Origin of the sequence: Paenibacillus larvae subsp. larvae (assembly GCF_002003265.1) — a bacterium.
In the GTDB taxonomy this organism is placed as follows: Bacteria; Bacillota; Bacilli; order Paenibacillales; family NBRC-103111; genus Paenibacillus_H; species Paenibacillus_H larvae.
The window spans coordinates 1,518,531-1,545,328 of sequence record NZ_CP019687.1 but is presented as its reverse complement, the minus strand read 5'-3'; the positions used below and the strand labels follow the sequence as shown (position 1 = coordinate 1,545,328).

Genomic DNA, 26,798 nt, shown 5'->3' with positions numbered 1-26,798 from the left:
TCGTGTTTCAATCCAATTCCGCAAAATGATACTATCGAATAAGGAGAAGGTTAGTAGTTCAAACTTATAAGAGAATAGATGGTAGGTGGTATGTTATGACGGATTCCAAAGTTCCGGCTCTGCCTAAGCAAAAAACCAAAAAAGAAAAATCCAGCAAAAAGCTGCTCCTGATTCTGTTTTTATTTTTCATCACGGTACTCGTTGTTTTATTCTTCCAGTCGTCTTTAAGCCGCATTACCGAGGTTCATATTAAGGGGAACCGGAATTTGACGTTGGAACAAATCGAACAGGCTTCTGGAGTCAGCAAGGGGGATCATTACTTTTTGACACTGTCCAAAAAAGTGGAGGAGAACGTAGCTAAACTTCCGACAGTGGCGTCTGTGAAAGTTACCAAAAGATTCCCCGGAGAACTTACGATAGAAATTAAAGAGTTTTCCAAGGTGGGTTATACTATTGATCAGGACGGTAATAAACAAATGGTGATGGAAAACGGGGTAAGGCTGCCCGCAGAAGAAACCAACCAGATGTTGGACAGGCCTATTTTGACCGGGTGGTCGGAGACGGATTCGCATTATCAGGAATTATGTAAAGTATTAGGGGGACTCTCTGAAAGTGATCTTGAGGATATTTCAGAAATCCGGCCTGATCCAATGACCGCCTACCCCGACGGCATTAAATTATTCCCTGCCGTGAAATTAGGAGCAAAAGTTGAGATTATTACAACCATAGGGTTTCTTCCCGAAAAGGCAAGCTATATTGGGCCTTTCGTGAAAAGTTGGAAAGAGGAAAATAATGTAAGCAGCGGTGTGATTAAAATGCTGGAGAGCGATTCCGGGAAGGCAATTTAAAATGTCATCATGTAAAAGCCGGTTTAGAACATGAAAAAGAGGAAATCTCATCTGAAAAAATGAATGTCTAGTAACCGATAAAAAATAGTGTTGCGGGCAAATTTATGGTATTCTTATAGAGAATCTTTATTTCAATAAAAGAAAACACAAATTTCCTTTAACCTGTGTCTATTTCATACCATGGCTGGACTTTGATTATTGTCTTCTATTCCAAGCGTTGAGCACTAGCATTTTAAGACAGCGAAGCGGCTTCCATTTGCTTCACGTCTGGTAAACTATGGCACTCAAATTTGTTGTAGAAAAAAGAGGGAAACTAGCAATTCTGTTGAATATGTAGTGGAGCAGTTATCAGTGAAAATGAAAATGTTAGGAGTAACAGGAGGTGCCAAGGTTGAGCAGCAGTGACATCATTGTTAGTTTGGACATCGGTACATCCAAAGTCCGCGCTATTATTGGTGAAGTAAATAACGGCACCATTAATATAATTGGAGTTGGGTCTGCCGACTCTGAAGGTATTCGAAAGGGAGCCATTGTAGACATTGATCAGACCGTATCCTCGATCCGGGCAGCGGTTGATCATGCGGAAAGAATGGTTGGCTTGCAAATATCCGAAGTCTATGTTGGAATTACAGGCAATCATATTGCCCTGCAGACTAGTCACGGTGTAGTCGCTGTATCCAATGAAGACCGTGAAATCGGTGAGGAAGACATTGAACGCGTGAATCAGGCTGCACGTGTTATAGCCCTTCCTCCGGAGCGCGAGATTATTGGGATCGTACCTAAACAATATATTGTAGACGGACAAGAGGGGATTCAGGATCCCCGGGGAATGATTGGTGTCCGTCTGGAAGTAGAAGCAACAATTATTACGGGAGCAAAAACAGGTATACATAATTTGCTCCGAGTAGTGGAGAAATCAGGGTTAAAGGTATCAGGACTGATCCTGATGTCTTTGGCAGCCGGACAATTGGCCCTATCCAAAGATGAAAAGCAGATTGGAACTGTTCTCGTGGATGTGGGGGCCGGAACAACAACCATCTCCGTATTTGATCAAGGCAGCTTGGTAGCTACCTCGACCCTTCCAATCGGAGGAGATTTTATTACGACTGACATCTCCATAGGTCTCCGAACTCAAATGGATATTGCCGAAAAAATCAAGCTCAAATTCGGCTGTGCTTCGATAGCAGATTCAGCCCCTGATCAAATGTTTAAAGTAAACCGTATTGGCAGCAACGTTGATAAGGAATTTTCCCAGGTAGATCTTGCGAATATCGTTGAACCGCGTGTCCAGGAAATCTTTCAGCTGATTCGCGGGGAGGTTCACCGGATGGGCTATTCCGACCTTGCCGGAGGATACGTGCTGACAGGCGGTACAGTTAATTTGCCGGCCACATTGGTAATTGCCCAGGAAGAGCTGGCAGCTACTGTGCGCATTGCCACTCCGGATTATATCGGCGTCCGGGACCCTGCCTATACAAGCGGGGTTGGAATTATTCAATTTGTTATCAAATATATCCGTAACCGACCGGCTTCCCTGAATAAAAAACAGCCAATTAAGGCTGCGGCCTCCAAATCGGGCAGTCAGGAAAAAGAAGGCGAAGGTTTTTTTGATAGGGTTAAAAATTTCTTGAAGGAATTTATTTAACATCACAGTTGGAGCACGGAAGCTCCCGTTAGCAGCTAACGGAATGTTAAGTTAGGGGGATAATGACCGCTATGTTTGAATTTGATCTTGAAATGGACCAGCTGGCACAAATAAAAGTCATTGGCGTCGGAGGTGGCGGTAGCAACGCTGTTAACCGGATGATTGAAAATAATGTCCAGGGCGTTGAATTTATTACTGTGAACACCGATGCTCAAGCTTTGCACTTTGCCAAATCCGAACACAAATTGCAGATTGGGGACAAGCTTACCCGGGGCCTTGGAGCCGGAGCGAATCCTGAGGTTGGAAAGAAAGCTGCGGAAGAATCCCGCGAATTAATTATGAATACCCTCCGTGGTGCTGATATGGTATTTGTTACCGCAGGGATGGGCGGAGGAACAGGAACCGGCGCTGCTCCAGTTATTGCAGAGATCGCTAAGGAATGCGGTGCTCTTACGGTCGGTGTCGTAACCCGGCCATTTACCTTCGAAGGGCGCAAGCGAGCAATGCAGGCTGAGCAGGGGATTGCCTCGCTCAAAGAAAAAGTCGATACTTTAATCGTTATCCCTAATGACCGTTTGCTGGAGATCGTGGACAAAAAGACTCCGATGCTCGAAGCGTTCAGCCAAGCGGATAACGTACTTCGCCAAGGGGTACAGGGGATTTCCGATCTAATTGCCGTTCCCGGACTTATTAACCTTGATTTTGCCGATGTAAAGACGATCATGACGGAACGCGGTTCGGCCCTAATGGGAATTGGGGTTGCCACAGGTGAAGACCGTGCTGCGGAAGCCGCAAGAAAAGCCATCAGCAGTCCGCTTCTTGAAACTTCCATCGAGGGCGCACGCGGTGTTTTAATGAATATTACAGGCGGTACAAGCCTTAGCCTCTATGAAGTTAATGAAGCTGCGGATATCGTAGCATCTGCAGCTGACTTGGAAGTAAATATGATCTTCGGTGCTGTAATCAATGAAGAATACAAGGATGAGATTTCGGTAACCGTCATCGCAACGGGATTTGACCATAGTCCTTCATCGGGACCAGCAGCAAACCGCCGTCCGGCTCCTCAGCAGCAAGCGGAGAAACCAGCGGCTGAACATAAAAGTACACCGCCTCGTTCAATCCATAATCCGCCAAGTGCTGATCAATTGGATATTCCTACTTTTCTCCGTAATCGTGGAAGACATACGGATAAATAAGATAGGTCAATCTTATATGGCCGTAAAGAGAGTTCCTTAGGGACTCTCTTTTTTCTATTTCTCTGCAAAAGAGACATTCTACCAGTATGCGACAAAAAAAGAAGCTCATCCCTTGCAGGATTAGACAGACTTTGGATAAGGGATTATTTATACTAATCTCAATCACGGGAGGTGAGAGGGAAGATGATCGTCTATATGGATCTCATTTTCCTTGTGAACTTCCTATTGGATGGGGCCATTTTAGTCGGCACAGCCCGTACAAGAAAGCTGCCGGTCGTTTGGTGGCGATTGCTTTTTTCTGCAGGGATTGGCGCATGTTATGTTTTGCTGCTGTTCGTACCGGCATTATCGTTTTTGTTTACCTTTTTAATGAAGGGCGCAATTTCACTTTTGATGTTATGGATCGCATTTGGTTTTATTTCTCTTGAGCAGTATATGCGCAATGCCGGAACCTTCTACCTCATTTCTTTTGCAGCAGCAGGGGGCATTTACGGGATTCATTATTTTTTGCAGAGTGCCCCGGAATTTTGGAATGGCATCTGGTTTAATCGTACTGGAGGAATCAGGGTTTATTCAGAGATGGGTCTTCTGTTTGTACTGACCGTTTTTGGAGGATTGCTCCTGCTGTTCAAAACGGTTTTTAACGGTGCAAAACGAAAAGAGGAAATATCCGTACACCTTGCTCAAGTGGAAGTAAGAATCGGAGAGTCTGTGATGGTATGTACAGGCCTGGTGGATACAGGAAATCAACTTTATGATCCGTTAACCCGGACCCCTGTTATGGTTATGGAAGCAGGTGAGTGGGGGGACCAGTTGCCATCCGGTTGGCTGAAGCTCATTCAAACTTTGGAAGTGGAGCAAATTGTTTCTGCTATGGGTGAACAAGATTTCGCCTGGCAGGACCGGCTTAGGCTGGTGCCTTACCGTGGCGTAAACCGGAGTACCCAGTTTATGCTGGCCATTAAACCCGATAAGGTGGTGATCACTTATAACGAGAATGTATGGGAGAGCAAAAAAGTATTGGTCGGACTAGATGGAGGGTCATTATGCAATGATGGGTCGTACCAAGCCATTATCCATCCGGCGCTTGTTGCGGCCAGCTAGGGAAAGGTTATGACTAGGAGGAAGCTGATATGCTCTTGAAGTGGAAATTAATGCTGCAAATTTATTATTACCGGCTGTTGATTTTATTTGGTCTTAAAGGTCAGGAGATCTATTACATAGGAGGAAGTGAGGCTCTTCCGCCTCCTTTGACCCGTGAAGAAGAAGAATATCTTCTTGGCAAACTCCCGTCAGGAGATGCGGCTATACGCGCCATGCTGATTGAGCGTAATCTTCGCTTGGTCGTTTATATAGCAAGAAAGTTCGAGAATACGGGCATCAATATTGAAGATCTTGTATCCATCGGTGCTATAGGACTAATCAAGGCCGTAAACACGTTTGATCCGGAAAAGAAAATTAAGCTGGCCACATATGCCTCCAGGTGTATTGAAAACGAAATTTTGATGTATCTCCGCAGAAACAGCAAGATCCGTACGGAGGTTTCCTTTGATGAACCTCTGAATATTGACTGGGATGGAAATGAACTTCTATTGTCCGACGTGCTTGGGACGGAGAATGATACCATTTATCGGAATATTGAGGAGCAGGTAGACCGCAAATTGCTTCATAAAGCGCTTGACAAGCTTACGGAACGGGAACGGGTTATCATGGAACTTAGATTCGGCCTGCAGGATGGGGAAGAAAAAACTCAAAAGGACGTGGCAGATCTCCTTGGAATCTCCCAATCTTACATTTCAAGATTGGAGAAAAGAATCATCAAACGCCTCCGCAAAGAATTCAATAAAATGGTATAGCTAATTTTATATAAGAGGAAAGGGATTTACCGGTTTTAGGCCCCTGTGAGAGTTTTGAAAACGCGGAGGAGTTCTCCGCTTTTTTGTTTTCCGTAGAACCCACGTAAAAGAATAAAGGAGGCCGAATATTGTGATTATATCCGTATAAAAGAGGACGGCCCATGTGGTTATCCACTCCACATGGGCCAAGAAAAGGTTATCCGTAATTTCTCCCAGCGCGGGAAAAATAGTTGTGAACCTGATCGTTCACAGGGCTATTATATCGTATATCAAATAGTATATACAAGTCCTATTAAAGAAGATATATAAATTGAGTATATAATACTATATATATGAGTCTTTTTTCATGTTTGTGGAATAGGAAATAGTACGCATAAAAAAACTTCTCCCGGAGATAATGAACATTAATGTTTCTCCTTGGGAGGTAATCACGGTGACCCGAAATAAAGTCGAGATATGTGGTGTTGATACCGCCAAACTGCCTGTTCTGACAAATACGGAAATGCGCGAATTATTCGCTTTGCTGCAAACGAAAAATGAACGAGCGGCAAGAGAGAAATTGGTGAATGGCAATCTCAGGCTAGTCCTGAGCGTTATTCAACGCTTTAATAACCGTGGGGAATTTGTGGATGATTTATTTCAAGTTGGCTGTATCGGCTTAATGAAAGCCATAGACAATTTTGACCTGAGCCAGAACGTGAAATTCTCCACCTATGCTGTTCCCATGATTATTGGGGAGATAAGGCGGTACTTAAGGGACAATAATCCGATCAGGGTATCGCGCTCGCTTCGGGATATTGCCTACAAGGCACTTCAAGTCAGGGATCAACTGACTAACCGCAATTCCCGTGAACCTACAATTTATGAAATATCCGAAGTGTTAAATGTGCCGAAAGAGGACGTGGTTTTTGCGCTCGATGCCATTCAGGACCCTGTATCCTTGTTTGAACCCATCTATCATGACGGGGGAGATCCGATTTACGTGATGGACCAGATCAGCGATGAACGGAATAAGGATCTTTTTTGGATTGAAGGAATTGCCTTGAGGGAAGCCATGAGAAAACTTGGTTCCAGAGAGAAAATGATCTTATCAATGCGCTTTTTTGAAGGAAAGACCCAAATGGAAGTAGCAGATGAAATCGGAATTTCTCAGGCTCAAGTATCCAGGCTGGAAAAATCGGCTATTAACCAGATGCAAAAGCATGTAAAAACTTAATAACAACCGGGCCGCCGCGAAGCCTAATTGGCTTGGCGGCTTTTTTGTTATAGTCTTTGAGAGAAACAGAGTAAATACGCTTAGGGTACCTTGGGGACTTTTTTATGCCTTCAGGACATTTTGACCAGGCTGCACATATACTAACTAACAAGGATGAAAATTTAAAGATGCGTGGTGATCCCTCCATGAAAATTTCCGACTTTCAAACCAAAGATGTCATCAATATTGTGGATGGAAAGAAGCTGGGGCAGGTCAGCGATCTGGAGCTGGACCTTCGGCAGGGGCGCATCGATTCACTTGTCGTACCAAGCCAGGGGCGGTTTTTGGGCTTGTTCGGCAGCAATGCGGAGGTTGTTATACCGTGGAAAAATATTGTCAAAATCGGAGCAGATGTAGTTCTTGTGAAGCTGGAGGAATCCCGTCAATACAGGACCAATGATGAAAGTGAAACTACCGCAGTGGATTACGGGCGAACATATCGGTCATAAGCCAGCAGACAGCCGCGTTCCTTTTTGCAAGGAACGCCCGGACTGTCCCCTGACAGGTCTTTTATGATAAACTGGGGTAAATTTCACCTACTCGTGTTGGGCAGAAGGAGGACAAGCATGGAACCATTTGTTGCTTATGAACGGCAGGGGGAACCCTCCTTATTTTTTCTGGAGCGCTGGATGAAGGATTTTCCCGAATTGACAGCAGGTTTTACTTCCCGCAGAGGTGGGGTCAGCCATCATCCGTTTGAATCATTTAATATCGGGCTTCATGTCCAAGACAGACCTGAAGATGTGATACATAACCGGCAGCTGCTCGCCAAGACTATAAATATGCCATTCGATGCACTTACGTTTGGCGAACAGGTTCATGGCAGCAAGGTTGCCGTGGTTACTGATGAAGATAGGGGAAAAGGACGTCTTTCCAGAAAAGAGGCTATCCAGGACAAAGATGCGTTTATCACAAATGAATCTAATTTGGTTTTGTGTGCATTATATGCGGACTGTGTCCCTCTTTTCTTTTTTGACCCTGTAAAGAAAGCAATGGGCATTGCGCATGCCGGATGGAAAGGTACAGCTTTGAATATTGCTTCAGCAACGGTAAAAGCTATGAATGAACAATTTGGCACAAAACCCGAGGATCTGTTGGGGGCTGTGGGACCCTCTATTGGAGCCTGCTGCTATGAAGTGAACGATGCGGTGCTCGATCAAGTGAAAAAAGCACTGGGTGAACAGCGGGCTAAACCGGAAACGGTTGGACTTATCATTCAAGAGCAGGAAAAAGGAACTTATCAGTTGAATTTGCAAGAATGCAATCGTTTTTTTATGCAGAAAGCAGGAATTTTGTCGTCCCGTATCGAAGTAACTCAGTTATGTACCAGTTGCTCTAATGAGTGGTTTTTTTCACACCGTAAAGAACAAGGTAAAACAGGAAGAATGGCAGCTTGGATCGCGTTAAGAACGGATGATCCAACTAAATTGGAATAAGAGTGAAAGGAGATCCCTATGCAGCTGCAAGCAAGAATAAGTCAAGTTGGTAAACGCATAGAAGATGCATGCAGACGAAGCGGGAGAGATCCTGAAGATGTGCAGGTCATCGCTGTAACCAAATACGTATCACTTTCTGCCACTGAGCAAGTCCTGGAGCATGGTCTTACCCACATCGGGGAAAACCGCTGGCAAGATGCAAAAGGAAAATGGGAGAAACTCGGTTCGCAAGGAACATGGCACTTTATCGGACATTTACAGACGAATAAAGTGAAGGATGTTATTGGCAAGTTTGCCTATATTCATTCCTTAGACCGGATGTCCCTTGCACTGGAAATAAATAAGCAAGCCGAAAAGTTGCAAATCGTTGTCCCCTGCTTTATACAAATCAACGTTTCAGGGGAAGAGTCCAAATACGGCATGCAGCCTGAAGATCTGTTTTCTTTTGCGGAACAAGTAAAACCGCTGAAGTACATCCGCATTGTGGGCTTAATGACCATGGCACCTTACGAAACACAACCGGAGCAAACTAGACCGGTATTCACCGGACTCCGGAACCTGAGAGACGAGCTGAATGAGCGAAAAGTGCTTCCCTATGAAGTAAAAGAACTTTCTATGGGAATGTCGAACGATTTTGAAGTCGCTATTGAGGAAGGAGCTACATGGGTCCGCCTCGGTTCGGTTTTAGTTGGAAAAGAATAAGAAAAACCAAAGGAGGAAAGCATTCATGGGTGTTATGAACAGAGTCATGAATTTTCTTGGGCTGCAGGAAGAGGAAGAAGTTATTGAGCGTGAGCCTGTCAAAGATAAAAATGGAACTGAGGAGAGCGAAACACACGTGCAAGAACCCCTTAATAAACAGCACAAAGGTAATGTAGTCAGCATTCATTCGCAAAAAAATACGAGAGTTGTCCTGCAGGAGCCCCGTTCTTTTGACGATTCACAGGAAATTGCGGATCATCTTCGCAGCAGAAAATCCGTCATCGTTAACTTGCAGCGTGTCCGACCGGAGCAAGCCATGCGTATCTTTGATTTTTTGAATGGAACTGTGTATGCTTTAAATGGCTCCATCTCCAAGCTGGGCCCTAATATCTTTCTTTGCGCGCCTGATTCTGTCGAGATTCAAGGTTCTATTTCTGACTTGATGAGTGAGGGATAAGGGTGGCGTGAGGGAATCTCAGAGGTGAAGGATTTGGATTTAGAATATTCGATTATTACAACAATAGGATTGCTATCACGGATTTATTTTTATATGATTATTTTCTATGTCCTGCTTTCCTGGGTACCCAATGCGCGGGAGAGCTACATAGGGGAACTGTTGGGTAAAATTGTTGAACCTTACCTGAGCATTTTCCGCCGTTTTATTCCGCCGCTCAGCATTTTGGATATTTCACCAATTGTTGCGATTATTGCTTTTAATTTTGTAGTATCCGGGTTGATTGTGGTCGTACGCTTTTTGTTTGATTTATTCACCTGAGGTGTTGACTTGTGAATTATGACGTATACGCCCATTTTCACCCGGACGAGCGGACTTTTGTGGATAAGGCAATAGACAGGGTGGAACAGGCCGCTTATCAGCATAAATTGAAAAAAACGGATTTCCTTGATCCAAGGCAAGCTTATATCCTGTCTACTTTGGTCAATCGCAACGGCGATGTGCATATGAAACTTGATGGAGGATATAAGGATGCCGAAAGAAAAAGGGCCATGATTGCACCTGATTACCGCCCGTTGGAAGATGAAGAAATGGGGATTTCCGTGCTTTCCTTGTCTTCCCCGGATAACAAATTGGATGAATTGGACCATGGAGATTTCATGGGGGCTATTTTAGGACTTGGCATAAAACGTGATAAAATCGGGGATATTTTTGTCATCCCGGGAGGGTGCCACTGTCTGGCAGCTTCAGAAGTTGCGGATTTTCTCCGGCTGCATATCAACCAGGTCCATCGCGTGCGGGTTCATTCTGAGGTTCTGACGGCGGATGCTTTGAAGACAATGCCCGTGCAGCTGAAAGAGCATGCCTTCACGGTTGCTTCCTTACGGTTGGATGCCATTGTCTGTGATGTGTACCGCTTGAGCCGGGCGAAAGCCCAGATTCCTATCCAAGCCGGCAGGTGCAGAATTAACTGGAAACCGGCTGGAGATCCGAGTACTCTCTTGAAAAAGGGAGATGTCGTTTCGCTGAAAGGATTCGGACGGTTCCGGGTCTTGGAAGTGGAAGGGATAACGAAGAAAGGGAGAATCCGGATCAGAGTAGGGAAATATGCTTGAATGATCGTTTTTTCATGATTGTTGCAGGATTAAGAAGATGAATGTCGAATACATGAGCATGAAGAGCCGGAAATGATCTGGTTTCGTGCGATTACTTTAGGAGGTGCAGTATGCCGCTTACGCCGTTGGATATTCATAATAAAGAATTTGCACGGTCCTTTCGTGGTTATGATGAAGATCAGGTCAATGAATTTTTGGATCAGATCATCAAGGACTATGAATTGCTGATCCGCGACAATAAAGAACTGCAAAATCAGGTATTAGCCTTACAGGAGAGGCTTGACCACTTTGTCAATCTGGAGGAAACGCTCAGCAAAACGATTATTGTAGCTCAGGAGACTGCAGATGAAGTGAAAAACAACTCCAAAAAGGAAGCACAGCTTATTCTGAAGGAAGCGGAAAAAAATGCAGACCGTATTATCAACGAGTCTCTCGCCAAGGCACGCAAAGTTGCTTTGGAAACGGAGGAATTAAAGAAACAAGCTTCCATCTACCGGACACGTTTCCGGACTTTGCTTGAGGCCCAACTCGAAATTTTGAATGATGGCGGATGGGACACTCTGGAATCAGAAATTGCAAAGCTGGAACTGCCCGTGGAGAAGGCCAATGTATAGCCTCCGCAATGAGTAGGCTTATTGACTATATAGGCTCAATTCGGTATACTCCTGTTAACTGAATCGTGTGAAAGCAATGACTGGGCCGAGTAATCCGGGTTCTGTGGAGTCAGCGAGTTGGGAGATGGTGTGAGCCCAACCTCCGCATCGGATGAAAATCCCCCAGGAGTATCTCTTGAACCATACAGTAGAGATGATCGGGTCATTCCGTTATCGATGTTATGAGTGAGAATCAGGGAAGGCAGGCTTTAGTTCATCAGGGGCATTTTCAGCTATCTTTTGAACAAAGGGCACTTTGTCTTCTTAGGTTCTAACAAGGGTGGTACCGCGAGTCAACTTCTCGTCCCTTCAGGGATGGAGGAGTTTTTTTTATTTTCATAGAAGGAGTGAACAACGTTGGATTATGGAAAAACACTACAGCTTCTCAAAACAGATTTTCCGATGAGAGGCAACCTCCCGACGGCCGAGCCAAAGATGCAGGAGCGTTGGAAGGATATGGACATCTATAATAAGGTTAAGAAGCATCAAGAAGGAAAACCGAAATTTATTCTGCATGACGGGCCTCCCTATGCGAATGGAGATATCCATATCGGACATGCTTTAAATAAACTGCTGAAAGATTTCATTATCCGTTTCAAAACGATGCAGGGCTATGATGCTCCATATGTTCCCGGATGGGATACACATGGTCTGCCAATCGAGCAGGCAATTGCCAACAGTGGTAAAGTAGACCGTAAGCAAATGAGTGTACCGGAATTCCGTGAGTACTGTAAAGAGTATGCCATGAAATGGGTAGAGAAACAAAAAGAACAATTCATTCGTCTGGGAGTAAGAGGAGACTGGGAACATCCTTATATTACTCTTCAACCTGAGTATGAAGCTGAACAAATCCGGTTATTCGGGAAAATGGTACGTAAAGGATATATCTATAAAGGGCTTAAACCCGTATATTGGTCACCATCTTCTGAGAGTGCTCTGGCTGAGGCCGAGATTGAGTATAGGGAAAAAACCTCCCTATCTGTTTATGTGGCTTTTGATGTGAAGGACGGTAAAGGAAAACTTCCTGAAGATGCTGCGGTAATCATCTGGACGACCACACCTTGGACGCTTCCGGCTAACCTGGGAATAAGTGTCCATCCGGATTTTGATTACGCTGTGATACAAGTACAAGGCAGAAAATATGTTCTTGCTCAAGGACTGCTTGAAGCGGCAGCTAAAGAAATGGAATGGACGGATTACCAGGTGCTATCCACAGTTAAAGGGAAAGAACTGGAATATGCCGTATGCAAACATCCATTCTATGACCGGGATTCACTGGTCATGAATGGTGAGCATGTAACACTGGAATCCGGAACCGGTTGTGTTCATACAGCTCCCGGACACGGGGAAGACGATTTTATTATCGGACAAAAATACGGCATTGGAGTGCTTAGCCCGGTCGATGACAGGGGCCATATGACAGCCGAAGCCCCTGGTTATGAGGGCCTGTTTTATGAAAAAGCCAACAAGCTGATTGTGGAAGAACTGAAACAAAACGGGCACTTGCTTGCAGTTAACAGTATCCGGCACCAATATCCGCATGACTGGCGGACCAAAAAACCGGTTATATTCCGTGCCACAGAGCAATGGTTTGCTTCAGTTGATAAATTCCGTGAAAAAATGCTGGAGGAAATCAAGGAAGTCAAATGGACGCCATCATGGGGGGAAGTCCGTCTTCATAACATGATTGCTGACCGCGGGGACTGGTGTATTTCCCGTCAACGGGCATGGGGTGTTCCGATTCCGATTTTTTATTGCCGCAGCTGTAATCACCATCTGGTTAATGAAGCCACTACCCAGCATGTAGCGGATATTTTCGCCAAGGAAGGCTCCAATGCCTGGTTTATCAAGGGTGCAAAGGAACTCCTTCCAGAAGGAACGGTTTGCCCGAATTGCGGACATGAGGAATTTACCAAAGAAAAAGACATTATGGATGTTTGGTTTGACTCCGGTTCCAGCCATGCGGCTGTCCTGGGTCAACGCAATGAACTGAGTTGGCCGGCTGATCTGTATCTGGAAGGATCGGACCAGTACCGCGGTTGGTTTAACTCTTCTCTGATTACCGGAGTGGCGGTTAAAGAGGAGGCCCCTTACAAGGGAGTCCTAAGCCATGGCTTTACTTTGGACGGAGAAGGCCGTAAAATGTCCAAATCCATCGGGAATACGATCGATCCGAACCAAGTCTGTGAGAAACTTGGAGCAGATATTTTGCGCTTGTGGGTAGCTTCTGTAGATTATCAACAGGATCACCGGGTTTCGGATAAAATTTTGAATCAAATAACCGAAGTGTACCGGAAAATCCGTAACACCTTACGCTTTTTACTGGGGAATTTGAGCTATTTTAATCCTGTGACTGATAAAGTGCCTGTGGAACAGATGGAGGAATTGGACCGTTATGCCTATATCCGATTGAACAGAATGATCGAAAAAGTGGTGCGGGCCTATGATGCATACGAATTCCACCTGGTTTATCAGACGATCCATCATTTCTGTGCGGTAGAGATGAGCTCCTTCTATCTGGATATTATCAAAGACCGTTTATATGCAAACAGTCCGGACGATCCGGCAAGGAAAGCTTCACAAACTGTTATGTATGAAACCCTGCTTGCCATCACAAAACTGATCGCTCCAATCCTTCCGCATACAGCTGATGAGGTATGGAGTTATATTCCAGAAGTATCGGAGGAAAGTGTACAGCTTGCAATTCTGCCGGAGGTTAATTCATCGGTATATTCAAACGGTTTGGAGGAAAAATGGTCTGAATTCCTGGGAATTCGTGACGATGTACTGAAAGCTCTGGAAGACGCCCGGAAACAAAAAGTGATTGGAAATTCTCTGAGTGCAGCAGTACATCTATATCCGGATCAGAAAACGTATGAATTGTTAACAAATCTGAAGGATCTGGATCAGCTTTTCATCGTTTCGGCTGTTACTCTCCATCAGCCGGGAACGGAAACACCGGAAGAAGCTCATTCCTTTAATAAATTGTCGGTACAAGTGATTGTCGCGGAAGGGGAAAAATGTGAACGATGCTGGATAGTTACACCCGAAGTGGGGGAAAATGAGAAGCATCCTACCCTCTGCAAGCGATGCAGTTACGTGATTGAACAAAGTGGAGTAGAGTAATAAGGAAAAACGAGCTTTTCTGTTTCTTTTGCGGAAATCAGTCAAGCTCGTTTGTCCTGCCCAGGAGGGTTGCCTGTGAAACCGGATCAAGAGGACCAAAATCGCAAGCTTCTACAGAACATCGATGAAAAAATAACGGAACTTGCAAAAAACATCGAACGGACCCAAATTGCCGATTACATGGAACTTCTGAATAGTCCGCGAAAATTGATAAAAAGAAATATTATTGCCGGTATCTCCAGAGGAGTAGGTATTGCCATCGGCTTTACTTTTTTTGCCGGTACTATTTTGTATTTGCTTCAATTACTCGGGGCCTTGAATCTTCCTATCATTGGCGATTATATTGCCGAGATTGTCAGATATGTCCAATTTCAGCTGGAGGGACACCGGTTTTAAAAGTAAAACAATTACTCCAAATCCTCGAGATATTCAGGTTCAAGAAGCGCTTCCCCTTCTCCTCCCTGGATATATTCTTTGTAGGCCTTGTTGCGGACAACCGATACATGTGAACCGAACATATCTGTTGCCAGAAAACTTTCAAAGGTTTCAACATAACCGTCGTTTTCATCGGCTTCCACATACATGTCATCATAGCTGGTCACTTCCCTGTCTTCCGCCATGGCCGGAGTATTGGAATTACCCCAGCTTTCAACAATTTGCCAGGCGTCTTCCCCGTCAAACTGATTTTGGTCATCCCTTTCGTCCAGGCTCGTACGGCCAAATGGAGGAGCCAGTACTTGTTCCTCTACCGGCCTGCGGGCCGAGACATTAGGATCGGGAACGTGATTAATGCAGTACATCGTAGTCGGAATCGCTTCAAGACGTTCATAAGGAATAGGCTCATGGCAATAAAAACAGAGGCCGTATTTGCCTTTTTCTATTCTTTCCAGGGCAATTTGAATCTGATCCAGCTGGTGTTCGGCACTTTCAAGGAGGGCGACATCCTTTTCCCGTTCGTACAGCTCGGTGGCAAGGTCGCCTGGATGATTATCATAAGAAGAAAGTTCACCGGTATTTTCACCTAATGATGAAGCGAGGCCAAAACGGTTATCGGATTCTAAATGTTTGGTTAAGTCTTTTTTTTCTAAAAGAAGCTGCTGCCTGATCTTGCCGATCTGATCAGCAGTTAAATGATTCATGAACAAATCACTCCCTTCCGCAATTCCTGTTTGTAGGGTTTGCAAGGGGCGGCTTTTTTAACTAGGTAAATCCTTGTAGGCCGATATCGTAAGCAGATGCTTACGAAGTGTTTTTGCTATGCAAAACCTTTAGGGGGGATGAGGATGAAGGCAGTAAAATATGCTGTAGTTGCACTGGCTGTGTTTATTATTGACCAGTTGACAAAACTATGGGTAGTAAAAACAATTCCTCTACAGGATTATGTGCCCGTTTTGGGTGAATTTTTCGGGTTCACTTCCCATAGAAATACAGGAGCGGCGTTTGGCATTCTGGAAAATCAGCGGTGGTTTTTTATCGTAATTACAATCATTATTGTAGTTGGAATCGTAATTTATCTCAGAAGTACAATCCGCGAAAACAAGAAACTTTTATCATTTGCCCTTTCTCTGCTGCTTGGAGGTGCACTGGGCAATTTTATTGACCGTGCCGTTTCGGGTGAAGTTGTGGACTTTTTTCAGGTACATTTCCAATTTTCCCTGTTCGGGCAAGAAATCGACTATATTTACCCCATTTTCAATGTGGCAGATTGTACCATTGTTATAGGAGTGGCGTTGATTTTCCTGGATGCCATTTTATCCTGGTTAAAAGAACGAAAGGGACAAAAGGTTGCTCAACATGAAGAATGAACATATAGAACTGGATGGCTTTGAGGATTGGATAGCTGGTGAAGAGCATGCGGGCGAACGGATTGATAAATTTGTTTCTGAATGTCTGGATGGCGTATCAAGAACTCAAATTCAGCAGTGGATCAAGGAAGGGCATATATCCGTCAATGAAAAGCAAGTCAAACCAAATTATAAATTGGCGGAAGGGGACAGAATAAAACTGAATATTCCTGATCCGGAACAAGTAGATATCCGGCCCGAACCTATTCCGCTCGATATTTATTATGAAGACAAAGACGTTATTGTCGTCAATAAACCAAGGGGGATGGTTGTCCACCCGGCTCCCGGGCATTCATCCGGCACACTCGTCAATGCCTTGATGTACCATTGCAAGGATTTATCAGGAATTAATGGGGAAATGCGGCCGGGGATTGTACACCGGATTGATAAGGATACATCCGGGCTTATTATGGCAGCCAAACATGACAAAGCCCATGCTAGTCTTGCTGACCAGCTAAAGGAACATTCGGTAACACGCAAATATTTGGCTCTCGTTCAGGGCAACCTAGCTCATGAACAAGGTACCGTTGAGGCGCCAATTGGCCGGGACCCTAAAGACCGTAAGCTTTATACTGTTACGGAGAAGAACAGTAAAGAAGCCGTTACCCACTTTGTTGTCATGGAACGATTTGGGGACTATACACTGACCGAGCTGAAACTGGAGACCGGCAGAACACATCAGATTCGCGTTCATATGAAATTCATTGGTCATCCTCTTGTCGGAGATCCTGCGTATGGAAAAAGCAAAAAAGAATGGATAAGGGGACAAGCTCTTCATGCGGCAGTACTCGGATTCAAACATCCGATGACAAGGGAGTATCTGGAATTCGAAGCACCCCTTCCTGAGGACATGAAGCAACTGATTCATTCTCTCCGAAATCGGTAGTTTTTGAACAAGTATCAGTCAAATCATGCAAAAGTTTAACCGAAAACTCCATTCTCCCGTCCCGGATAATTTTTTATCCTAAAGATAGGAAGCCTGATCGATACTCCAGCCTGCAGATTGGGCTTTCCTATTTTTAAAAAGGAGTAAAAATCGTATGACGGAACATAATGAAAGCTATATTCAACAACTTTTTGCAGAACGAATCGGCGGTGCCAACTATGGAAAAGGCACGGCTATTTATAAATTTGAGAAGATAAAACGGGCTAAAGCAGCTGCACGTCAGGAACATCCGGATACGGAACTCATTGATATGGGGGTCGGTGAGCCTGATGAGATGGCCGAATCCGGCATCGTAGCGAAACTTGCGGAAGAAGCTGCGAAGCCGGAAAATCGCGGCTATGCAGATAATGGAATTCAAGATTTCAAAGATGCCGCCGCCCGATATCTAAAGAATGTATTTAGTGTGGATGGAATTGATCCTGAAACGGAAGTACTGCACTCCATCGGTACCAAACCGGCCTTGGCTATGCTTCCTTCCTGCTTCATCAATCCTGGGGATGTTACCATTATGACAGTTCCTGGCTATCCTGTTTTGGGTACCCATACCAAATATCTAGGCGGGGAAGTATACAATGTTACGCTGACTAAGGAAAATCAGTTCCTGCCGGATTTATCGGCTATTCCCGAGTCAATTTGCAGAAGGGCAAAATTATTTTACTTAAACTATCCCAATAATCCTACGGGAGCGAGTGCAACGAGAGAGTTTTTCGAAGATGTGGTGGCTTTTGCCAAAAAGTATGATATTGTCATCATTCATGATGCCCCTTATGCGGCATTGACTTATGACGGAAGAAAGCCGTTAAGTTTCATGTCCGTTCCCGGGGCGAAAGAAGTGGGTGTTGAACTTCATTCTTTATCCAAATCATACAACATGACGGGATGGAGAATCGGATTTGTTGCCGGGAATCCGCTTATTGTCAAAGTATTCGGTGATGTGAAAGATAACAATGATTCCGGCCAGTTTATTGCCATTCAGAAGGCTGCTGCCTACGGGTTGGATCATCCTGAAATTACAGAAAAAATTGCTGAAAAATATTCCCGGCGCCATGACATGCTGGTTGCTGCTTTAAATGAAGTCGGTTTTTCAGCTGAAAAACCTCAAGGTTCCTTCTTCCTCTATGTTGAGGCTCCGAAAGGAATCAAAGGGGAGGGGCGGTTTGAAACAGCCGAGGATTTTTCCCAGTACCTGATTCGCGAGAAATTGATTTCCACTGTTCCGTGGGATGATGCGGGACATTTCGTCCGGTTTTCCGTTACCTTCGCCGCTGATGGAGTGGAGGAAGAAAAAAGAGTCATTAAGGAGATCAAGCGCCGTTTAACTGATGTACAATTTGAATGGAAATAAAAAGCTTGACTTTAAAAACGTGTAAAGTCATAATAATCGTCAAGTGAATAAGTACCTTTAACAGACAGTCCAGAGAGGCTGGCAAGGTAAACGACGATAAGAGTACTCATCAGCATGCGTGCTGGTGAATACCCTGAAGGGCACGCTGTGCCTATCAGGGGAGCTGCTCCATATATTTTCGTGTGCACATAAGAGTGTAAAACTCCTTGCCGCCAGGGCAAGGAGTTTTTTTGTTAAGGAAACAAATGATCTAAAAACGGTATCGTTCCTACGAGTTCGACAAAGCCGTTTCTGCTTATGTCCGTTCTCTGCGACAAAGGGAAAAGGAGGCACTCGCCAAGATGTTGGAAAATAAGCATACCATTATGGATGAAATGGGAATCAGAAGGGCACTGACCAGGATCGCCCATGAAATTCTGGAAAAAAACAAAGGAGTAGAAGATTGCATTATCATCGGTATCCGTACCCGCGGCATTTATCTGGCGGAACGTGTAGCCCTCCGCATTCAGGAAATAGAGGGTGTGCCGGTTCCAGTTGGAGAACTGGATATCACTTCCTACCGGGATGACCGGATGAAGGTAGAATCGATGGAAACGATGATGAAGGGGGAAACGCTCCGAATTCAAGATAAAACCGTCATTCTTTTTGATGATGTCCTGTTTACGGGACGAACTGTAAGAGCAGCGATGGATGCACTAATTGATCATGGCAGACCACGGATGATTCAACTTGCCGTACTGCTTGACAGAGGACACCGGGAGCTGCCCATCCGCCCCGATTATGTTGGCAAAAACGTACCTACATCCAGACATGAAAAAGTCGTTGTAAATTTAAGCGAGATTGACAACCAAGACGAGGTCGTCATCATTCAACAGAGGGGGAATTAACGTGAGCGCTGTGCAAACTTTATCCGCAAAGCATTTGATTGGACTTAGAGGAATGAGTCGCGGGGAACTCACAAGCATTTTGGACCGGGCTGCTTACTGGGAGGACCATCCGGTTAAAGTAAGCAAGCAGTTGGAAGGGAAATTTGCGGCCAACCTGTTTTTTGAAAATAGTACGAGAACCCGTTTTTCCTTCGAAGTAGCCGAAAAAAGACTGGGTATGCAGGTCCTCAACTTTTCATCCTCCCAATCCAGCGTGCAAAAGGGAGAGAGCATCTATGACACCCTACGCACACTTGAATCCATAGGCAGCGACGTTGGAATCATTCGGCTGACGCCAGTCGGACTGCTGCCGGAATTGGCGGAAAAGATGCATATCCCTCTCATTAATGCGGGTGACGGCAATAATGAACACCCTACTCAGGCGCTGCTTGATCTTTACACAATGCGAAAGCATTTTGGAACTTTGCGGGGGTTGACGGTCTCAATTATCGGTGATATCAAATACAGCCGGGTAGCCCGTTCTAATCTTTGGGCTCTGCGGGAGCTGGGTGCCCGTGTCCAATTCTGCGCACCCGAGATGATGCAGTCGCTCGAGCTTAGCGGGTACGCACCTTACGTCAGTATGGAGGAAGCCCTGAAAGCGGATGTGGTGATGCTGCTGCGTGTCCAGCTGGAACGGCATCCTTCCCAGCTGTTTGGCTCAAGCGAAGATTACCGGAAGCATTATGGACTCACAAAGGAAAGAATGGAACAGATGAGCAGCCACTCGATCATCATGCATCCTGCCCCGGTTAATCGGAACGTGGAATTGGATGATGAACTGGTCGAATGTCCCAAATCCAAGATTTTCACCCAAATTGTCCATGGAGTTCCCATCCGGATGGCGGTAATCGAAAGGGCATTAAACTAAACAAAGAAAGAAGCAGATTTATTCATTACAGACTACTTTTAGGAGGAGAAACATGGGTACATGGATCATCAACGGATTAATTGCACAAGGGACGGAAGTACCGCATATATCCGGAGAAAAACCGGTGAACGAACACCTTTACATTGAAAATGGCAAGCTTGCTGGTATTATGCTGGCCTCTGAGGGTCTTCCTGAATTGTCGGGCCACAACGTCATTGATGCCGCAGGAAAACTAGTTGCTCCCGGATTGATCGACATGCATGTACACCTCCGAGAGCCTGGTTTTGAACATAAAGAAACCATTGCAACGGGTACCCGTTCTGCGGCAAAAGGCGGTTTTACAACCATCGCCTGCATGCCCAACACTAAGCCCGTTATCGATACGGCTGAAACCGTCCGTTTGATTTATGATAAGGCCGAACAAGAGGGCAGCGGTGTCCGCGTCCTTCCGTATGGATCCATCACGGTGAGGGAGCTTTGCCGGGAATTGACGGAGTTTGAGGATTTAAAAAAAGCGGGGGTCATTGGCTTCACCGATGATGGTGTGGGTATCCAAAGCGCGCAGATGATGAAAGATGCCATGAACTTGGCTAAATCACTGGATATGCCTGTAATTGCCCACTGTGAAGACGATACCCTGGTAGTAGGAGCACCCGTGACAGAAGGATCCTTTGCGAAAAAGCACGGATTGAAAGGGATACCTAATGAATCCGAAGCCATTCATGTGGGACGTGATATTCTGCTTGCGGAGGCAACCGGCGTACACTATCACGTCTGTCATGTAAGTACTGAACAATCCGTCCGGCTTATCCGCCAGGCAAAGCAGCTCGGCATTCATGTTACGGCTGAGGTTTGCCCTCACCACCTGATCTTATCAGAAGAAGACATCCCAGGACTAGATGCAAATTGGAAAATGAACCCGCCGCTTCGTTCTCCAAGAGATGTGGAGGCTTTGCTTGAGGCGGTGGAGGACGGTACGATCGACATTATTGTAACGGACCATGCTCCTCACAGTCAGGAAGAAAAAGCAAAGGGTATGCAGCATGCACCCTTTGGTATCGTGGGACTCGAAACAGCTTTTCCTTTAATGTACACCAGGTTTGTGGAAACCGGCAGATGGAGCTTATCCTTCCTCCTGGACAAAATGACGGCAAAACCCGCAGAAGTGTTTGGGCTGAAATCCGGCAAAATTGAAATAGGTCAAGATGCGGATATAACCATTATTGATCTGGAGAGTGAACATCCAGTTAATCCGGAACAATTTTTGTCAAAAAGCAAAAATACTCCTTTTGCAGGTTGGAAGCTAAAAGGATGGCCGGTACTTACTATGGTGGGAGGCACCACCGTTTGGTCTGATGGCAATCTCTAAGGAAAGCGGAGGAGGAGAAGACATGAAAGCAAGACTACTACTTGAAGATGGCACGATCTTTACAGGCAAAGCCTTCGGCAGTGAAGGCGAGTCCGTTGGCGAGGTCGTTTTTAATACAGGAATCACCGGTTACCAGGAAGTTCTTTCAGATCCGTCGTACTGTGGACAAATCGTAACTATGACTTACCCGCTGATTGGCAATTATGGTATAAATCGGGATGACTTTGAATCAATCCGCCCTTACATTCATGGATTTGTCGTTAGACATCATGAAGAGGTCCCCAGTAACTGGAGAGCGGAATATACACTAGACCAGCTTTTAAAAGAATACGGAATTATCGGTATCAGTGAAATTGACACACGGATGCTGACAAGAAAAATCCGGCATCATGGTGTGATGAAGGCCCTGCTTACAACATCCGATACTTCGAATGCAGAGCTGTTTGAACGCCTTCACGGGGCCCGGCTTATGCGGGATCAATTATCCAGAGTATCTACCTCTCATATTTACCACGCTCCCGGGTCTAAAGAACGGGTCGTATTAATGGATTTTGGAGCCAAAAATAATATTGTCAAAGAACTGACCAAGCGCGGATGTGAAGTCGTGGTGGTTCCTCATGATACAACAGCAGATCAAATACGGAGATTAAACCCGGACGGAATCCTCCTGTCCAACGGGCCCGGGGATCCGAAAGATGTTCCTTATGCCGTAGAAGCTGTGAGCCAGCTACTGGGTGATTACCCTCTGTTCGGCATCTGTCTCGGTCATCAATTGTTTGCCCTTGCCTGTGGGGCAGACACGGAAAAGCTGAAATTCGGCCATCGTGGCGGCAATCATCCGGTTAAGGAACTGGAAACGGGGCGCTGCTATATTACTTCGCAGAACCATGGATATTCGGTCAAAGAGGACAGTATTCAAGGGACTGGACTCATTGTTACACACATCAATAACAATGACCGCACAATCGAGGGACTGAAGCACAGCAAGTTTGATGCCTTCTCTGTTCAATATCATCCGGAAGCGGCACCGGGGCCGTTTGACTCAGGATACCTGTTTGACCAATTTATCGACATGATCCATACCTTTCAGGAATCCCGTCCCGGGGAATCCAGACAAGCCCGGATGCTTGCGGAATGGGAAAAGAAAAACCGGATAACAGAAACATCTGCGAAAGGATAACTTCACTATGCCCAAAAATAAAGGTTTTAAAAAAATTTTGGTGATCGGTTCCGGACCGATCGTCATTGGCCAGGCGGCAGAATTTGATTACGCCGGCACACAGGCTTGCGAAGCATTAAAAGAAGAAGGCATGGAAGTCGTTCTCATCAACAGTAATCCGGCCACCATTATGACAGATACGAATATGGCCGACAAGGTATATATTGAACCGATCACGCCAGAGTTCATTACACAAATTATCCGCCAGGAACAGCCTGACGGCCTCCTTCCGACACTGGGAGGGCAGACTGGTCTTAATATGGCGGTAGAATTGGCTAAAATGGGCGTGCTTGAAAGAGAAAATGTCAGGCTTCTGGGCACACAGCTGGATGCAATTGAAAGGGCTGAGGACCGGGATTTGTTCCGGGAACTGATGAAAGAATTGGAGCAGCCGGTACCGGAAAGTACAATCGTGACTACCGTGGAAGAAGCCGTTAACTTTGCAGGAGAAATCGGCTATCCGATTATCGTCCGTCCCGCTTACACATTGGGAGGAACAGGTGGAGGTATATGCGGTACTGAGGAAGAATTAATGGAAGTAGTATCTTCCGGTATCCGGTACAGTCCTATTGGGCAATGTCTCGTTGAAAAGAGCATCGCCGGTATGAAGGAAGTTGAATATGAAGTAATGAGGGATAAACACGATAACTGCATTGTCGTTTGTAATATGGAGAACCTTGACCCTGTCGGCGTTCATACAGGGGACAGCATCGTAGTCGCCCCAAGTCAGACTTTATCCGACCGGGAATATCAAATGCTGAGATCGGCATCCCTGAAAATTATCCGAGCTTTGAATATTGAGGGCGGGTGTAACGTACAGTTTGCTCTGGACCCGCAAAGTTATCAATATTATGTTATTGAAGTGAATCCCCGGGTTAGCCGGTCATCTGCCCTGGCTTCCAAAGCGACCGGATATCCAATCGCCAAAATGGCGGCCAAGATTGCCATCGGGTATACGCTTGATGAACTTATGAACCCGGTGACCGGACAAACCTATGCCTGTTTTGAGCCGACGCTGGATTACGTTGTGTCCAAAATCCCGCGCTGGCCGTTTGATAAGTTTACATCAGCCAACCGGAAACTGGGAACACAGATGAAAGCAACAGGGGAAGTTATGGCGATTGGCCGTTCCTTTGAGGAATCCATCCATAAAGCTGTTCGTTCCCTGGAAATTGGTGTGCATCGTCTATCGCTCAAGGAAACAGACCAGCAATCTAGGGAAGATTTGGAACAAAAACTCCAGAAACCGGATGATGAACGTCTTTTCCTTCTGGCTGAAGCTTTCCGTAGAGGATATACCATTCAACAGCTTCAGAACCTTACAAAAATCGACTGGTGGTTTCTGCATAAGCTGGAGGGCATGATCCGTTTTGAAGAACGGATAGCATCGGGTGAGTTGAGTCAGAAACTCCTCTATGAAGCCAAACGTTTGGGTTTCACAGACCGGGCTATTGCTGAAATCCGCAGTCTAAAGGGGTTAACCTCTTATACAGCTGAATCAGAAGTAAGGGCATACCGGCAGGAATTAAACCTAAAGCCTGTCTATAAGATGGTGGATACTTGTGCTGCCGAGTTTGAAGTGGCCACTCCTTACTATTATTCAACCTATGAAACCGAGGATGAGGTTCTGGATAACGGGAAAGAAAAAGTGATTGTGCTCGGTTCCGGACCGATTCGTATCGGGCAGGGAATCGAGTTCGACTATTCCACAGTTCACGCGGTCTGGGCTATACAATCTGCTGGTTATGAAGCGGTCATCATAAACAACAACCCGGAGACGGTATCCACAGACTTCAGTACTTCAGACCGGCTATATTTTGAGCCTTTATATCTGGAAGATGTTCTGAATGTTATCGAAAGGGAAAAGCCCATTGGTGTAATCGTTCAGTTCGGCGGCCAGACAGCTATTAATCTGGCAGAACCTTTGGCCAAAGCCGGAGTTCGCATACTTGGGACCGATCTGAAAAACATCGATCGGGCAGAAAACCGTAAGGAGTTCGAGGCTCTCCTGACGGCCTTGGATATTGCACAGCCTCCGGGTGGAACAGTAACCAATGTAGACGAGGCAGTCGGAACAGCTTCCCAATTTGGTTATCCGGTTCTGGTCCGGCCTTCCTATGTACTTGGCGGACGTGCGATGGAAATTGTTTATTCGGATGAAGAACTCTTGAGCTATATGGAATATGCTGTGAAAATAAATCCGGAACACCCCGTCCTAATTGACCGTTATATGCTCGGCAAGGAAGTGGAAGTGGATGCCATCTGTGACAAAGAAACGGTTCTAATTCCGGGAATCATGGAACATGTAGAAAGAGCCGGAGTACACTCGGGTGACTCCATTGCGGTTTATCCTCCACAAACCTTATCAGATGACATTAAGCGTAAAATTGTGGAGATTACGACGAAAATAGCCAAAGGCCTTGAAATTGTCGGGCTGGTAAACATTCAATTCGTTATATTCCAAGATAAAGTGTACGTCATCGAAGTGAACCCGCGCTCCTCTCGGACGGTACCTTTCCTGAGCAAAGTGACCAATATTCCAATGGCCAATGTGGCGACACGGGTGATCCTGGGTGAAAAATTGGCTGACCTAGGCTATGAAAGCGGACTTTATCCGGAAGACAAGTTTGTCTCGGTCAAAGTTCCGGTCTTCTCCTTTGCCAAACTGAGACGGGTAGATACAACTCTTGGCCCGGAAATGAAATCCACCGGAGAAGTAATGGGGCGTGATGTGAATTTTGAAAAGGCGTTATATAAAGGCCTGATTGGTTCCGGAATGAAGATTCCGTCAGCAGGCACCATCATCGCCACAGTAGCGGATAAAGATAAAGAGGAAGCGGTCCGAATCTTCAGCGGGTTCTATCGTTTAGGTTACAAGATCATCGCTATTGGCGGAACAGCGCAAGCCTTAGAAGAAGCAGGACTACCTGTAAGAACCGTTAATAAGCTAAGTGAAGGTTCTCCAAACATCCTGGACTTGATCAGAAACGGTGAAGCACATATTGTCGTCAACACGCTGACCAAGGGAAAGGAGCCTCAGCGTGACGGATTCCGTATCCGGAGAGAAGCGGTGGAGAACGGAATTGTGTGTATGACGTCGCTGGATACCGTATCCGCTCTTCTGCACATGCTGGAGGCTATCCATTTCTCATCGAGGGCTATGCCTGTAAAAGCTTAAGCTGAAAAAAGGCATCGGTTAGGCTGTTATTTTCGCCAACCCGGTGCCTTTTTAAGAGATAATAAGGGGGAGAACTTATGAGCTCACGGGAACAGTTGGCTGAAAAGATAATGGTCGCTTTGGATTATCCAACGGCCGAAAAGGCGGAACAGCTCATTCAGCAGCTTAAAGGAATTCCTTGCTACATGAAAGTAGGAATGCAGCTGTTTTATGCAGAAGGTCCCGGTATTGTGGTACAGTTAAAAGAGCAGGGATACAAAGTATTTTTGGATCTAAAGCTTCATGACATTCCAAATACGGTAAAAGGTACGGCGGAAAGTCTTACCCGGCTGGGAATTGACATGTTTAATGTGCATGCCGGCGGCGGACGTGCTATGATGGAAGCGGCCAGGGAAGGAATGGAGCGGGCTCTGGGAAGCGGTCAAACGAGGCCTTGGTTCATTGGGGTCACTCAGTTAACAAGTACCAGCCGTGAAGTTTTAAATAAGGAAATCGGAATTGAGGGAACGGTCGAGGAAGCGGTAATTCATTATGCTGGGCTGGCAAGAAAAGCCGGGTTAGATGGTGTTGTGGCTTCACCGCTGGAAGTGGCCTACCTCAAAGAAACGTTCGGCCCCTCGATTCTTACCGTAACCCCAGGCATTCGCCCCAGGGGAACTGCAATTGGTGACCAGACGCGTATCATGACACCGGAAGAGGCAATACATGCCGGGACGGATTATATGGTTATCGGAAGGCCGATAACAGCAGCACCAGAGCCAAGAGCAGCAATGGAGAACATCTTGGATTCCCTCTTGGACTGATTTACTTTCAT

General features: G+C 45.7%; 25 protein-coding genes and 1 other annotated feature. Of the genes, 24 read left to right on the top strand and 1 reads right to left on the bottom strand.

What is annotated here, in order from left to right:
• Nucleotides 1-95: 95 nt before the first annotated feature.
• The 15 genes from BXP28_RS08020 (at nucleotide 96) to BXP28_RS07945 (ending at nucleotide 14,682) form a co-directional block, all read left to right on the top strand.
• A complete protein-coding gene (locus BXP28_RS08020) occupies nucleotides 96-848 on the top strand; it encodes a cell division protein FtsQ/DivIB (RefSeq protein WP_023485587.1) in 753 nt (250 codons plus the stop codon).
• A gap of 391 nt (nucleotides 849-1,239) precedes the next feature.
• Nucleotides 1,240-2,493 (top strand): cell division protein FtsA, encoded by a 1,254-nt coding sequence (gene ftsA, locus BXP28_RS08015; protein ID WP_036654770.1) that lies wholly within the window; start codon nucleotides 1,240-1,242, stop codon nucleotides 2,491-2,493.
• Nucleotides 2,494-2,564: 71 nt separating this feature from the next.
• Complete coding sequence (gene ftsZ / locus BXP28_RS08010; protein WP_036654768.1) at nucleotides 2,565-3,689, top strand: cell division protein FtsZ; 1,125 nt, start codon at nucleotides 2,565-2,567, stop codon at nucleotides 3,687-3,689.
• 183 nt (nucleotides 3,690-3,872) lie between these two features.
• On the top strand, nucleotides 3,873-4,793 hold the full coding sequence (gene spoIIGA, locus BXP28_RS08005) for a sigma-E processing peptidase SpoIIGA (protein WP_023485584.1): 921 nt from the start codon (nucleotides 3,873-3,875) through the stop codon (nucleotides 4,791-4,793).
• A 29-nt stretch (nucleotides 4,794-4,822) separates the two neighbouring features.
• Nucleotides 4,823-5,545 (top strand): RNA polymerase sporulation sigma factor SigE, encoded by a 723-nt coding sequence (gene sigE / locus BXP28_RS08000; protein WP_024094492.1) that lies wholly within the window; start codon nucleotides 4,823-4,825, stop codon nucleotides 5,543-5,545.
• A gap of 433 nt (nucleotides 5,546-5,978) precedes the next feature.
• Nucleotides 5,979-6,761 (top strand): RNA polymerase sporulation sigma factor SigG, encoded by a 783-nt coding sequence (gene sigG, locus BXP28_RS07990; protein WP_024094491.1) that lies wholly within the window; start codon nucleotides 5,979-5,981, stop codon nucleotides 6,759-6,761.
• Nucleotides 6,762-6,946: 185 nt separating this feature from the next.
• Nucleotides 6,947-7,249, top strand: coding sequence for a YlmC/YmxH family sporulation protein (locus BXP28_RS07985; RefSeq protein WP_036656851.1), 303 nt, complete (start codon nucleotides 6,947-6,949; stop codon nucleotides 7,247-7,249).
• A 117-nt stretch (nucleotides 7,250-7,366) separates the two neighbouring features.
• Nucleotides 7,367-8,236 (top strand): peptidoglycan editing factor PgeF, encoded by an 870-nt coding sequence (gene pgeF / locus BXP28_RS07980; protein WP_023485580.1) that lies wholly within the window; start codon nucleotides 7,367-7,369, stop codon nucleotides 8,234-8,236.
• Between the two features lie 18 nt (nucleotides 8,237-8,254).
• Nucleotides 8,255-8,938, top strand: a complete 684-nt coding sequence (locus tag BXP28_RS07975) for a YggS family pyridoxal phosphate-dependent enzyme (protein ID WP_023485579.1) — start codon at nucleotides 8,255-8,257, stop codon at nucleotides 8,936-8,938.
• A gap of 25 nt (nucleotides 8,939-8,963) precedes the next feature.
• Nucleotides 8,964-9,395 carry a cell division protein SepF gene (locus BXP28_RS07970; RefSeq protein WP_023485578.1) on the top strand — a complete coding sequence of 144 codons (432 nt, stop codon included), beginning with the start codon at nucleotides 8,964-8,966 and terminating at the stop codon, nucleotides 9,393-9,395.
• 93 nt (nucleotides 9,396-9,488) lie between these two features.
• Entirely contained in the window at nucleotides 9,489-9,713 is a 225-nt protein-coding gene (locus BXP28_RS07965; RefSeq protein ID WP_042119643.1) for a YggT family protein, read from the top strand.
• 11 nt (nucleotides 9,714-9,724) lie between these two features.
• Nucleotides 9,725-10,507, top strand: coding sequence for a YlmH family RNA-binding protein (locus BXP28_RS07960; RefSeq protein WP_023485576.1), 783 nt, complete (start codon nucleotides 9,725-9,727; stop codon nucleotides 10,505-10,507).
• Nucleotides 10,508-10,617: 110 nt separating this feature from the next.
• Nucleotides 10,618-11,121, top strand: a complete 504-nt coding sequence (locus tag BXP28_RS07955) for a DivIVA domain-containing protein (RefSeq protein ID WP_023485575.1) — start codon at nucleotides 10,618-10,620, stop codon at nucleotides 11,119-11,121.
• Nucleotides 11,122-11,188: 67 nt separating this feature from the next.
• Nucleotides 11,189-11,472, top strand: a binding site (T-box leader).
• A gap of 45 nt (nucleotides 11,473-11,517) precedes the next feature.
• Nucleotides 11,518-14,286 carry an isoleucine--tRNA ligase gene (gene ileS, locus BXP28_RS07950; RefSeq protein WP_024094486.1) on the top strand — a complete coding sequence of 923 codons (2,769 nt, stop codon included), beginning with the start codon at nucleotides 11,518-11,520 and terminating at the stop codon, nucleotides 14,284-14,286.
• Nucleotides 14,287-14,406: 120 nt separating this feature from the next.
• Nucleotides 14,407-14,682, top strand: a complete 276-nt coding sequence (locus tag BXP28_RS07945; protein WP_374049676.1) for a DUF5665 domain-containing protein — start codon at nucleotides 14,407-14,409, stop codon at nucleotides 14,680-14,682.
• Between the two features lie 11 nt (nucleotides 14,683-14,693).
• Here BXP28_RS07945 and BXP28_RS07940 read toward each other — a convergent pair whose 3' ends face one another.
• Nucleotides 14,694-15,425, bottom strand: a complete 732-nt coding sequence (locus BXP28_RS07940) for a TraR/DksA C4-type zinc finger protein (protein WP_024094484.1) — start codon at nucleotides 15,423-15,425, stop codon at nucleotides 14,694-14,696.
• Nucleotides 15,426-15,569: 144 nt separating this feature from the next.
• On the opposite strand from BXP28_RS07940, the gene lspA reads away from it, so the two are divergent.
• From lspA to pyrF, 9 genes are all read left to right on the top strand, one after another.
• Nucleotides 15,570-16,091, top strand: a complete 522-nt coding sequence (lspA, locus tag BXP28_RS07935; RefSeq protein WP_023485571.1) for a signal peptidase II — start codon at nucleotides 15,570-15,572, stop codon at nucleotides 16,089-16,091.
• The gene (locus BXP28_RS07930) at nucleotides 16,081-17,016 is read left to right on the top strand and encodes an RluA family pseudouridine synthase (RefSeq protein WP_023485570.1); all 936 of its coding nucleotides are present in this window, start codon (nucleotides 16,081-16,083) and stop codon (nucleotides 17,014-17,016) included. Before lspA ends, BXP28_RS07930 begins: the two co-directional genes overlap by 11 nt.
• Before the next feature lie 154 nt (nucleotides 17,017-17,170).
• Nucleotides 17,171-18,421 carry an LL-diaminopimelate aminotransferase gene (locus tag BXP28_RS07925; protein ID WP_023485569.1) on the top strand — a complete coding sequence of 417 codons (1,251 nt, stop codon included), beginning with the start codon at nucleotides 17,171-17,173 and terminating at the stop codon, nucleotides 18,419-18,421.
• A 341-nt stretch (nucleotides 18,422-18,762) separates the two neighbouring features.
• On the top strand, nucleotides 18,763-19,308 hold the full coding sequence (gene pyrR / locus BXP28_RS07920) for a bifunctional pyr operon transcriptional regulator/uracil phosphoribosyltransferase PyrR (RefSeq protein ID WP_023485568.1): 546 nt from the start codon (nucleotides 18,763-18,765) through the stop codon (nucleotides 19,306-19,308).
• Nucleotides 19,309-19,360: 52 nt separating this feature from the next.
• On the top strand, nucleotides 19,361-20,218 hold the full coding sequence (locus BXP28_RS07915) for an aspartate carbamoyltransferase catalytic subunit (protein WP_206764681.1): 858 nt from the start codon (nucleotides 19,361-19,363) through the stop codon (nucleotides 20,216-20,218).
• Nucleotides 20,219-20,270: 52 nt separating this feature from the next.
• The gene (gene pyrC / locus BXP28_RS07910) at nucleotides 20,271-21,587 is read left to right on the top strand and encodes a dihydroorotase (RefSeq protein ID WP_023485566.1); all 1,317 of its coding nucleotides are present in this window, start codon (nucleotides 20,271-20,273) and stop codon (nucleotides 21,585-21,587) included.
• 22 nt (nucleotides 21,588-21,609) lie between these two features.
• Nucleotides 21,610-22,767 (top strand): carbamoyl phosphate synthase small subunit, encoded by a 1,158-nt coding sequence (locus BXP28_RS07905; RefSeq protein ID WP_036656848.1) that lies wholly within the window; start codon nucleotides 21,610-21,612, stop codon nucleotides 22,765-22,767.
• 7 nt (nucleotides 22,768-22,774) lie between these two features.
• Nucleotides 22,775-25,984, top strand: a complete 3,210-nt coding sequence (gene carB / locus BXP28_RS07900; protein WP_023485564.1) for a carbamoyl-phosphate synthase large subunit — start codon at nucleotides 22,775-22,777, stop codon at nucleotides 25,982-25,984.
• Nucleotides 25,985-26,061: 77 nt separating this feature from the next.
• On the top strand, nucleotides 26,062-26,787 hold the full coding sequence (gene pyrF, locus BXP28_RS07895) for an orotidine-5'-phosphate decarboxylase (RefSeq protein ID WP_023485563.1): 726 nt from the start codon (nucleotides 26,062-26,064) through the stop codon (nucleotides 26,785-26,787).
• Nucleotides 26,788-26,798: the final 11 nt, after the last annotated feature.

Excerpts from the sequence above, each read along its gene's own strand:
- sigE (WP_024094492.1), top strand. The coding sequence starts at position 4,823 with ATGCTCTTGAAGTGGAAATTAATGCTGCAAATTTATTATTACCGGCTG.
- BXP28_RS07985 (WP_036656851.1), top strand. The coding sequence starts at position 6,947 with ATGAAAATTTCCGACTTTCAAACCAAAGATGTCATCAATATTGTGGAT.
- pyrC (WP_023485566.1), top strand. The coding sequence starts at position 20,271 with ATGGGTACATGGATCATCAACGGATTAATTGCACAAGGGACGGAAGTA.
- BXP28_RS07905 (WP_036656848.1), top strand. The coding sequence starts at position 21,610 with ATGAAAGCAAGACTACTACTTGAAGATGGCACGATCTTTACAGGCAAA.
- BXP28_RS07930 (WP_023485570.1), top strand. The coding sequence starts at position 16,081 with ATGAAGAATGAACATATAGAACTGGATGGCTTTGAGGATTGGATAGCT.
- carB (WP_023485564.1), top strand. The coding sequence starts at position 22,775 with ATGCCCAAAAATAAAGGTTTTAAAAAAATTTTGGTGATCGGTTCCGGA.
- BXP28_RS07965 (WP_042119643.1), top strand. The coding sequence starts at position 9,489 with ATGATTATTTTCTATGTCCTGCTTTCCTGGGTACCCAATGCGCGGGAG.
- BXP28_RS08020 (WP_023485587.1), top strand. The coding sequence starts at position 96 with ATGACGGATTCCAAAGTTCCGGCTCTGCCTAAGCAAAAAACCAAAAAA.
- BXP28_RS07915 (WP_206764681.1), top strand. The coding sequence starts at position 19,361 with ATGAGTCGCGGGGAACTCACAAGCATTTTGGACCGGGCTGCTTACTGG.
- BXP28_RS07955 (WP_023485575.1), top strand. The coding sequence starts at position 10,618 with ATGCCGCTTACGCCGTTGGATATTCATAATAAAGAATTTGCACGGTCC.
- pgeF (WP_023485580.1), top strand. The coding sequence starts at position 7,367 with ATGGAACCATTTGTTGCTTATGAACGGCAGGGGGAACCCTCCTTATTT.
- BXP28_RS07940 (WP_024094484.1), bottom strand. The coding sequence starts at position 15,425 with ATGAATCATTTAACTGCTGATCAGATCGGCAAGATCAGGCAGCAGCTT.
- lspA (WP_023485571.1), top strand. The coding sequence starts at position 15,570 with ATGAAGGCAGTAAAATATGCTGTAGTTGCACTGGCTGTGTTTATTATT.
- BXP28_RS07970 (WP_023485578.1), top strand. The coding sequence starts at position 8,964 with ATGGGTGTTATGAACAGAGTCATGAATTTTCTTGGGCTGCAGGAAGAG.
- ftsZ (WP_036654768.1), top strand. The coding sequence starts at position 2,565 with ATGTTTGAATTTGATCTTGAAATGGACCAGCTGGCACAAATAAAAGTC.
- pyrR (WP_023485568.1), top strand. The coding sequence starts at position 18,763 with ATGTTGGAAAATAAGCATACCATTATGGATGAAATGGGAATCAGAAGG.
- pyrF (WP_023485563.1), top strand. The coding sequence starts at position 26,062 with ATGAGCTCACGGGAACAGTTGGCTGAAAAGATAATGGTCGCTTTGGAT.
- BXP28_RS07975 (WP_023485579.1), top strand. The coding sequence starts at position 8,255 with ATGCAGCTGCAAGCAAGAATAAGTCAAGTTGGTAAACGCATAGAAGAT.
- BXP28_RS07925 (WP_023485569.1), top strand. The coding sequence starts at position 17,171 with ATGACGGAACATAATGAAAGCTATATTCAACAACTTTTTGCAGAACGA.
- spoIIGA (WP_023485584.1), top strand. The coding sequence starts at position 3,873 with ATGATCGTCTATATGGATCTCATTTTCCTTGTGAACTTCCTATTGGAT.